The sequence below is a fragment of the Haemophilus sp. CCUG 60358 genome, assembly GCF_001679485.1.
Lineage (GTDB): Bacteria > Pseudomonadota > Gammaproteobacteria > Enterobacterales > Pasteurellaceae > Haemophilus_D.
The window spans coordinates 1-2798 of the sequence record NZ_LZOZ01000013.1 but is presented as its reverse complement, the minus strand read 5'-3'; the positions used below and the strand labels follow the sequence as shown (position 1 = coordinate 2798).

1 rRNA gene is annotated in these 2798 nt (G+C 49.3%); it reads left to right on the top strand.

The features are described from left to right. Positions 1-160 precede the first annotated feature (160 nt). Positions 161-2798: ribosomal RNA gene (locus A9500_RS04920) — 23S ribosomal RNA — on the top strand; the annotation flags it as partial.

The following is a 2798-nucleotide window of genomic DNA, read 5'->3' as shown; positions in this document are numbered from 1 at the left end:
TTCTGTTCTTTAACAACCAGGAAACAAGCTGAAAAACTGAAGAGACTTTCAAGTCCTTTTAAGGATAAGAAAAAGTCTGAGTAAGAAGAAAATCTTGATTGAACAAAAGCAATCAAGTGTTTAGTTGAAAACACAACATCAAGAATTTTTGAGGTTGTATAGTTAAGTGACTAAGCGTACAAGGTGGATGCCTTGGCAATCAGAGGCGAAGAAGGACGTGCTAATCTGCGAAAAGCTTGGATGAGTCGATAAGAGGCGTTTAATCCAAGATGTCCGAATGGGGAAACCCAGTAGATGAAGAATCTACTATCACTTACTGAATACATAGGTAAGTGAGGCAAACCGGGAGAACTGAAACATCTAAGTACCCCGAGGAAAAGAAATCAACCGAGATTTCGTTAGTAGCGGCGAGCGAACGCGAAGGAGCCTGTTAGTGATAATGACAGAGACAGAGGAACAAGCTGGGAAGCTTGGCGATACAGGGTGATAGCCCCGTACTCGAAGTCCAGGTCATGGTACTAAGCTAACGACAAGTAGGGCGGGACACGTGATATCCTGTTTGAAGATGGGGGGACCATCCTCCAAGGCTAAATACTCCTGATTGACCGATAGTGAACCAGTACTGTGAAGGAAAGGCGAAAAGAACCCCGGTGAGGGGAGTGAAATAGAACCTGAAACCTTGTACGTACAAGCAGTGGGAGCCCTTTAAGGGTGACTGCGTACCTTTTGTATAATGGGTCAGCGACTTATATTTTGTAGCGAGGTTAACCGAATAGGGGAGCCGAAGGGAAACCGAGTCTTAACTGGGCGAATAGTTGCAAGGTATAGACCCGAAACCCGGTGATCTAGCCATGGGCAGGTTGAAGGTTGGGTAACACTAACTGGAGGACCGAACCGACTAATGTTGAAAAATTAGCGGATGACTTGTGGCTGGGGGTGAAAGGCCAATCAAACCGGGAGATAGCTGGTTCTCCCCGAAATCTATTTAGGTAGAGCCTTGAGCGGACACCTTCGGGGGTAGAGCACTGTTTCGGCTAGGGGTCCATCCCGGATTACCAACCCGATGCAAACTACGAATACCGAAGAGTGATACTCAGGAGACACACGGCGGGTGCTAACGTCCGTCGTGGAGAGGGAAACAACCCAGACCGCCAGCTAAGGTCCCAAAGTCTATATTAAGTGGGAAACGAAGTGGGAAGGCTTAGACAGCTAGGATGTTGGCTTAGAAGCAGCCATCATTTAAAGAAAGCGTAATAGCTCACTAGTCGAGTCGGCCTGCGCGGAAGATGTAACGGGGCTCAAATATAGCACCGAAGCTGCGGCATCAGACGAAAGTCTGTTGGGTAGGGGAGCGTTCTGTAAGCGGATGAAGGTGAATCGAGAGGTTTGCTGGACGTATCAGAAGTGCGAATGCTGACATAAGTAACGATAAAACGGGTGAAAAACCCGTTCGCCGGAAGACCAAGGGTTCCTGTCCAACGTTAATCGGGGCAGGGTGAGTCGGCCCCTAAGGCGAGGCTGAAAAGCGTAGTCGATGGGAAACGGGTTAATATTCCCGTACTTGGATAAACTGCGATGTGGGGACGGAGCAGGTTAGGTTATCGCACTGTTGGATATGTGCGTTTAAGTTTGTAGGTGGGGAGTTTAGGCAAATCCGGACTTCCATTCAACACTGAGAGATGATGACGAGGCTCTACGGAGCTGAAGTAACCGATACCACACTTCCAGGAAAAGCCACTAAGCTTCAGGTTTATCTAAACCGTACTGAAAACCGACACAGGTGGTCAGGTAGAGAATACTCAGGCGCTTGAGAGAACTCGGGTGAAGGAACTAGGCAAAATAGCACCGTAACTTCGGGAGAAGGTGCGCCGGCGTAGATTGTAGTCCCTTGCGGGCGAAGGTTGAACCGGTCGAAGATACCAGCTGGCTGCAACTGTTTATTAAAAACACAGCACTCTGCAAACACGAAAGTGGACGTATAGGGTGTGATGCCTGCCCGGTGCTGGAAGGTTAATTGATGGTGTAATCGAAAGAGAAGCTCCTGATCGAAGCCCCAGTAAACGGCGGCCGTAACTATAACGGTCCTAAGGTAGCGAAATTCCTTGTCGGGTAAGTTCCGACCTGCACGAATGGCATAATGATGGCCAGGCTGTCTCCACCCGAGACTCAGTGAAATTGAAATCGCCGTGAAGATGCGGTGTACCCGCGGCTAGACGGAAAGACCCCGTGAACCTTTACTATAGCTTGACACTGAACATTGAATTTTGATGTGTAGGATAGGTGGGAGCCTTAGAAGCAGTCACGCCAGTGATTGTGGAGGCGTCCTTGAAATACCACCCTTTAACGTTTGATGTTCTAACGAAGATTACGAAACGTGGTCTCGGACAGTGTCTGGTGGGTAGTTTGACTGGGGCGGTCTCCTCCCAAAGAGTAACGGAGGAGCACGAAGGTTTGCTAATGACGGTCGGACATCGTCAGGTTAGTGCAATGGTATAAGCAAGCTTAACTGCGAGACAGACAAGTCGAGCAGGTACGAAAGTAGGTCATAGTGATCCGGTGGTTCTGAATGGAAGGGCCATCGCTCAACGGATAAAAGGTACTCCGGGGATAACAGGCTGATACCGCCCAAGAGTTCATATCGACGGCGGTGTTTGGCACCTCGATGTCGGCTCATCACATCCTGGGGCTGAAGTAGGTCCCAAGGGTATGGCTGTTCGCCATTTAAAGTGGTACGCGAGCTGGGTTTAGAACGTCGTGAGACAGTTCGGTCCCTATCTGCCGTGGGCGTTGGAGAATTG